Source organism: Alkalilacustris brevis (assembly GCF_003350345.1).
Lineage (GTDB): Bacteria > Pseudomonadota > Alphaproteobacteria > Rhodobacterales > Rhodobacteraceae > Alkalilacustris > Alkalilacustris brevis.
Genome location: NZ_QNVJ01000059.1, coordinates 21,346 through 27,936, shown reverse-complemented (window position 1 = coordinate 27,936; position 6,591 = coordinate 21,346). Strand labels below are relative to the sequence as shown.

Genomic DNA, 6,591 nt, shown 5'->3' with positions numbered 1-6,591 from the left:
AGCGACCTCTGCATGACACAGCCCGCAAAAAGGCCCGAGGGCAGCGCCTGCCTGGGTAGGCGCCAGTGCCTGACGGCACCATCGGCGCGGCGCTCAAGAAACTATCCACGTTACAAGATGTGAGGCGTCTGAAGCGCCTGCCGGGGGGCAGGCAGGCGCTGCCCGGCGTTGCCGCCGGGCGAGGCCCCTCTGGCAAGGATTCTTGTCATATAGAAGCCTTTGATTTCCTTTCAACGTACTAAGATACCAGATGCGATAGCCTTGCGCTGCCCCAGGTGAGCGGTTGACGCCCCGCGCCGATCCGGCGATTTAGGGGCGCGTTGCATCGCGCCGGAGTCGCAAAACCGGTTCGCGGCGAGGGCGCACGCCCGAGGCGGATGCGACGGGGAGCGAATCCGAATATGAGCCGCGCGCCCTGGAAGCGCCTATGAGAATGCCAAGATCAGGAGTGCCGGATGGCCTGGAAAACCCTCGATGACATCGCCTTTGACGGCAAGACCGCGCTGGTGCGCGTGGATCTGAACGTGCCGTTGCGCGACGGGCGGGTCAGCGACCCCTCGCGGATCGAGCGCATCCTGCCAACGCTGCGCCATATCGCCGATGCCGGGGGCAAGGTGGTGCTGCTGTCGCATTTCGGCCGACCCAAGGGCAAACCGGTGCCCGAAATGTCGTTGCGCCAGGTGGTGCCCGCGCTGGAAAGCGCGCTTGGCGGGCCGGTGGCCTTTGCTGGCGACTGCCTTGGCCAGACCGCGCAGGACGCCGTTGCCGCGCTGGCCCCCGGCGGGGTGCTGGTGCTTGAGAACACGCGCTTTCACCCCGGCGAGGAGGCCAATGACCCGGATTTCGCCGCCGCGCTGGCCGATCTGGGGGATGTCTATGTAAATGATGCGTTCTCCACCGCGCACCGGGCCCATGCCTCGACCGAGGGGCTGGCGCATCTGCTGCCCGCCTGCGCCGGCCGGTTGATGGAGGGCGAGTTGCGCGCGCTAGAGGCCGCGCTTGGCAATCCCGCGCGGCCGGTGGTCGCGGTGGTGGGCGGCGCGAAAGTCTCGACCAAGATCGACCTGCTGGGCAATCTGGTCACGCGGGTCGATCACCTGGTGATCGGCGGCGGCATGGCCAACACCTTTCTGGCCGCAAAGGGCGTTCCAATCGGGCGTTCGCTGGCCGAGCACGAGATGGGCGAGACCGCGCGCGACATCCTGCGCAAGGCCGAGGCCGCGGGCTGCCGCATCCATCTGCCGGTTGACGTGGTCATCGCGCAGGAGTTCCGCGACGGCGCGCCAAACGAGGTCGTCGCGACCACCGCCTGCCCTGACGAGTCGATGATCCTCGATGCCGGGCCGGAAACGGTGGCGCAACTCTGCGCGCTTTTCGACACTGCGCGCACGCTGATCTGGAACGGCCCGCTGGGCGCTTTCGAGATCGCGCCTTTCGATGCCGCCACCGTGACTGTTGCGCGCCATGCCGCGCGCCTGAGCAAGGCCGGGCAGCTTGTCTCGGTCGCCGGCGGCGGCGATACGGTGGCCGCGCTCAACCATGCCGGGGTCTGCGACGATTTCAGCTATGTCTCGACCGCGGGTGGGGCGTTTCTGGAGTGGATGGAAGGCCGCACCCTGCCGGGCGTCGCCGCACTGGACGGATGACAACGCGGCACGAGATCATGCCTGTAGCGCACTGGGCCATTGCGCCCCCGCGCCGGGCTTTTTAAACCGGGACAAGGGCCAAGGCGTCACAGCAGGGGATTTGAAATGAAGGCGACACGCACCGTTCAGAAGATTCTGGCCAATTACGAGGGCGAAAACCCCGGGGTGAAGGCCAACCTGTGCCGGATGCTCATGCAGGGCAAGCTGAGCGGCACCGGCAAGATGATCATCCTGCCGGTCGATCAGGGATTCGAGCATGGCCCGGCGCGCAGCTTCGCGCCCAACCCGGACGGCTACGATCCGCATTACCATTACAAGCTGGCGATCGACGCGGGGCTGAACGCCTATGCCGCACCGCTGGGGATGATCGAGGCCGGCGCCGACACTTTCGCCGGGCAGATCCCCACCATCCTGAAGGTGAACAGCGCCAATTCGCTGATGTCGGACACCGCCGGAAAGAACCAGGCGATCACCGCCAGCGTCGATGACGCGCTGCGGCTGGGCTGTTCGGCCATCGGCTTCACGATTTATCCGGGTTCGGATTGCGCGCTGTCGATGTTCGAGGAAATCTCGGCCATGCGCGAGGAAGCAGCCGCCAAGGGCGTGGCCACGGTGATCTGGTCCTACCCCCGCGGCGAGGCGATCAGCAAGGACGGCGAAACCGCCATCGACATCGCCGCCTATGCCGCGCAGATCGCAGCACTTCTGGGCGCGCATGTCATCAAGATCAAGCTCTCGACCGACCATCTCGAGCACCCCGAGGCCAGGAAGGTCTACGAGGCCCAGGGCATCGACATCGCCAGTCAGGCAGCGCGGGTGCGTCATTGCATGCAGGCCAGTTTCAACGGGCGGCGCATCGTGGTGTTCTCGGGCGGGGCCAAGAAGGGCGAGAACAGCGTCTATGACGACGCCCGCGCCATTCGCGACGGCGGCGGCAACGGCTCGATCATCGGGCGCAACAGCTTCCAGCGGCCGCGCGACGAGGCGCTGGCGATGCTGGGCAAGCTGGTCGATATCTACAAGGGCCGCGCCTGAGGCCGGAACGACCACGGGCCAGACATGCGAAAGCCGACCTCACCGGGTCGGCTTTTTGCATTTCCACTGCGGGTCATCCCACAGCGCGCCGATCAGACGCCCCAGGTCCGCACCGGGCCGCAATCCATATGCACGAAATCCGAGCCGGAATAGCGCCCCACCCCGCCGGCACTGAGGGCTGACGCGGCGCGCGACATCTGGGCCACGCTGCGCGAGCGCAGGCGCAGATCAGCAGCCTCGCCCTTCAGGTGCAGCGAGTTCTGCGCCACGTTGCGCGACCGTGAACGCAACATCGCGTTGGTCTGCGGCGAGCGGTAGCCCGACAGCAGCATGTAGGGTTCGCTCACATCCAGCAGCCGATGCGCGGCGGCCATGATGTCGATGGCGCGGGTGTCGATCCCGATCGCACGGTCATTGCGCCAGTCGCGCATGAAATAGGCAATCTCGCGCAGCGCCTCGGGGAGGTACTTGCCCTCGATCCAGTAGATCGTGTCGAGCGATTCGCCCGTGCGGCCCGAGTACATCTTGATGCGGCGAATGTCGCCCGCGTTGCGAAACAGGCTGAACGCATTGGCGTAATGGGGTGCGGCGGCCACCGTGGTTGCGGCAAATGCGGCAAGCAGCCCGCGCCGCGTCATCCCAGGCCGCGTGATAGACGATTGCGATCCACTCATGTGCTGTGCCTGTCCTTACACTGTCCCGCGCCGCGTTAATCGCAGCTGCTTCTCGATTGCCATGCGTCATTTCTGCCACAAACCGAATCAATTTATCAAGCACGCAAGTCGAAGGCGGGTCGCGCGGACTCAAAATAGGCGAAATCCCGCTCAAAAGGGGTTAACCGGGCTGGCCGCATGACCCATGCGCCATAAGCGCCAGAAAACTTGCGTCTTTTCCCCTTGTTCGCGATTTTTTGCTGGACCGGCCCCACCGGCGCCACGATAGGCTGGCAAGGTTGGAAAAAATCCATTGCGGGGACCACATGCGCCAGACCATTCGCAGCCCATTCGGCACTCTTCGCAACTTCGGGACGCCGCGCGCGCCCAAACGCGCCTTGGCCATGGCAGCCTGCACGCTGGGCCTCGCGCTGGGCCTCGTGTCGGCCGCGGGTGTGGCCGGGGCGCAGGCAGCCGATCCGCCCGCGCCCGCCGCCTCGTTCCAGACGGCCGCGCTTGGCCAGGCCATGAGCCTGCCGCGCGGCTTCGCACAGCAGCTTGAGAGGGCCGGCTTCGTTCAGGCCGTCACCGAAGCCACCGCCGATGATCCGGTTCTGGCCGCGTTCTACCGCGCGCGCGAATTTGTCCCGCTCTGGACCGGGCCGCAGGATGCCGGGCGCCGGCAGGCCTATGTCTCGGCGCTCAGCCGCGCGCGCGACTGGGGCCTGCCCCCCGCGCGCTATGACCTGCCCGGCCTTGTCGCGGCCTTCCACGCCGTGCAGAGCGAACGCGAGCGCGGCCTGCTCGAAGTGCGCGTGACGCGCAGTTTCCTGACCTATGCCGCGCATCTGCATGGCGGGGTGCTCGACCCCGCGCGCATCGACGGCAACATCAAGCGCACGCGCCCCCGAATCGACACCGAAGCGGTGCTTGCCCGCCTGGAACAAGAAGACCCCGGCGCGATCCTGCGCAGCCTGCAGCCCACTTCGCCCGAATTCTCCCGGCTTCTGCGCGCCCGCATCCTGCTCGAGCGGCAGATCGCGCAGGGCGGCTGGGGGCCGCAGGTCGAGGCCGAATCCCTGCGCCCCGGCGACAGCGGAGCCGAGGTGGTCGCCCTGCGCAACCGGCTGATCGCCAAGGGCTATCTGGAACGCATGGCGACCCGGCGCTATGACGCGGCGATCCAGGTCGCGGTGCAGAGGTTCCAACGCGATCACGCGCTGGAGGCCGACGGCATCGCCGGCCCGGCCACCCTGCGCGCGCTGAATGCCGGCGCCGAGGACCGGCTGCGCAGCGTGCTGGTGGCGCTGGAGCGCGAACGCTGGATGAACATTGCCCGCGGCGAGCGGCACATCTGGGTCAACCTGGCCGATTTCACCTCGCGCATCATTGACCGCGGCCAGATCACCTTCGAGACAATCTCGATCGTCGGCCAGCGCGATGCGCGGATGCAGACGCCCGAGTTTTCCGAACGCATGACCTACATGGAGATCAACCCCGACTGGACGGTGCCGCGCTCGATCACCGGGCGCAATTATCTGACCGGGCTGCAACGCAACCCCAATGCCTTTTCGCAGTTCCAGATCATCACTTCCCGTGGACAGGTGATAGACCGCGCCAGCGTTGATTTCTCGGCCTATTCGATCAACAGCTTTCCGTTCAAGCTGCGCCAGCCGCCGGGGCCGAGCAACCCGCTGGGCAAGGTGAAGTTCATGTTCCCCAACCCCTATGCGATCTATCTGCACGACACGCCCGACCGGAACCTGTTCAGCACCCGTCTGCGCGCCCATTCCAACGGCTGCATCCGGCTCAACGACCCCGAGGAATTCGCCCATATCCTGCTCGCGCCGCAAACCGACGACCCCGAAGGGCTGTTTTCGCGCATACACCGCAGCGGTCAGCAGACGCGGGTAAACCTGGATGTGCCGGTGCCGGTGCACCTGGTCTATCGCACGGCCTTCAGCGATCTGGGCGGGCGAATGCAGTATCGCGAGGACATCTATGGCCGCGATGCCCGGATTTTCGAGGCGCTGGAACGTGCCGGGGTGGAAATGCCCGGCCTCAGCAGCTAACACCTGAAGCGGGCCGGCAGCGCGGCGCAGCACCTGCGCGCGCCGCCGGATCGGAAAGACTGCTTCGGGAAAACCGCCATGCGCCACAGTTTGAGCGAGATCGCCGCCGCGCTCGGGGCCGAGCTGATGGGCGACGGCAGCCTGCCCATTCGCGGCGCAGCGGAACCGGCCGAGGCCGGACCCGAAGACCTGGCCCTTGCGATGAAGCCCGAATATGCCGAGGGGCTGCAACGCGGTCGCGCCCGTGCGGCCGTGCTGTGGGCGGGCGCCGACTGGGCCGCGCTGGGGCTGGAAGGGGCACTGGTGGTGCCGCGCCCGCGCTATGCCATGGCGGGGATCACCGCGCTGCTCGATCCGGGGCCGCAGATCGCGCCCGGCATCCACCAGACCGCCATCATCGACCCCACCGCCGAGATCGGCGCCGAGGCCGCCATCGGCCCCTTCGTGGTGATCGGCGCGGGTGTGCGCATCGGGCCGGGCGCGCGCATTGGCCCGCATTGCGTGATCGAACAGGAGGCGGAACTGGGCGCGAACGCGCTGCTGGGCGCAGGCGTGCGCATCGGCGCGCGGGTGCGCATCGGCGCGCGGCTGATCGCCCATCAGGGCGCGGTGATCGGCGCTGACGGGTTCTCCTTCGTCACGCCCGAGAAATCCGGCGTCGAGGAAGTGCGCGAATCGTTGGGCGAACGCGCCGCGCTCAAGGCGCAAAGCTGGACGCGCATCCACTCGCTGGGTGCGGTGCGCATCGGCGACGATGTCGAGATCGGCGCCAACTGCGCGATCGACCGGGGCACCATCCGCGACACCGAGATCGGCGACGGCACCAAGCTGGATAACCTGGTGCACCTGGGCCACAATGTGCGCGTGGGGCGCGACTGCCTGCTTTGCGCGCAGGTGGGCATTGCCGGCTCGGCCCGGATCGGCGACCGGGTGGTGCTGGCCGGGCAATGCGGCGTGAATGACAACATCTTCGTCGGCGACGACGTGATCGCGGGCGGTGCCACCAAGATCTTCACCAACGCGCCCGCGGGCCGTGTGCTGCTGGGTTCGCCTGCGATGAAAATGGAGAGTCATATCGAGGCCTACAAAGCCCTGCGCCGCCTGCCCAGGCTGCTCAAGCGGCTCGCAGAGGGGCAGAAACCTGTTTCCAAGAGCGGCAGCAGCGACTAAACCTTTCCCCGGCGA

5 protein-coding genes are annotated in these 6,591 nt (G+C 67.0%); 4 read left to right on the top strand and 1 reads right to left on the bottom strand.

Features of this window, described 5'->3' with window-relative positions; all coding sequences use genetic code 11:
* The first annotated feature begins 455 nt into the window (after positions 1–455).
* Both DQ229_RS09125 and DQ229_RS09120 read left to right on the top strand, forming a co-directional pair.
* Positions 456–1,646, top strand: a complete 1,191-nt coding sequence (locus tag DQ229_RS09125; protein ID WP_114965971.1) for a phosphoglycerate kinase — start codon at positions 456–458, stop codon at positions 1,644–1,646.
* Between the two features lie 105 nt (positions 1,647–1,751).
* Positions 1,752–2,681 (top strand): class I fructose-bisphosphate aldolase, encoded by a 930-nt coding sequence (locus DQ229_RS09120; protein WP_114965970.1) that lies wholly within the window; start codon positions 1,752–1,754, stop codon positions 2,679–2,681.
* A 92-nt stretch (positions 2,682–2,773) separates the two neighbouring features.
* Here DQ229_RS09120 and mepK read toward each other — a convergent pair whose 3' ends face one another.
* A complete protein-coding gene (gene mepK, locus DQ229_RS09115) occupies positions 2,774–3,319 on the bottom strand; it encodes a peptidoglycan L,D-endopeptidase MepK (protein ID WP_114965969.1) in 546 nt (181 codons plus the stop codon).
* Between the two features lie 341 nt (positions 3,320–3,660).
* Here mepK and DQ229_RS09110 point away from each other — a divergent pair, with 341 nt between their 5' ends.
* The gene (locus tag DQ229_RS09110) at positions 3,661–5,406 is read left to right on the top strand and encodes a L,D-transpeptidase family protein (protein WP_238381016.1); all 1,746 of its coding nucleotides are present in this window, start codon (positions 3,661–3,663) and stop codon (positions 5,404–5,406) included.
* 78 nt (positions 5,407–5,484) lie between these two features.
* The gene (locus DQ229_RS09105; protein ID WP_114965968.1) at positions 5,485–6,576 is read left to right on the top strand and encodes a UDP-3-O-(3-hydroxymyristoyl)glucosamine N-acyltransferase; all 1,092 of its coding nucleotides are present in this window, start codon (positions 5,485–5,487) and stop codon (positions 6,574–6,576) included.
* Positions 6,577–6,591 lie beyond the last annotated feature (15 nt).

Excerpts from the sequence above, each read along its gene's own strand:
- DQ229_RS09120 (WP_114965970.1), top strand. The coding sequence starts at position 1,752 with ATGAAGGCGACACGCACCGTTCAGAAGATTCTGGCCAATTACGAGGGC.
- DQ229_RS09110 (WP_238381016.1), top strand. The coding sequence starts at position 3,661 with ATGCGCCAGACCATTCGCAGCCCATTCGGCACTCTTCGCAACTTCGGG.
- DQ229_RS09105 (WP_114965968.1), top strand. The coding sequence starts at position 5,485 with ATGCGCCACAGTTTGAGCGAGATCGCCGCCGCGCTCGGGGCCGAGCTG.
- DQ229_RS09125 (WP_114965971.1), top strand. The coding sequence starts at position 456 with ATGGCCTGGAAAACCCTCGATGACATCGCCTTTGACGGCAAGACCGCG.
- mepK (WP_114965969.1), bottom strand. The coding sequence starts at position 3,319 with ATGACGCGGCGCGGGCTGCTTGCCGCATTTGCCGCAACCACGGTGGCC.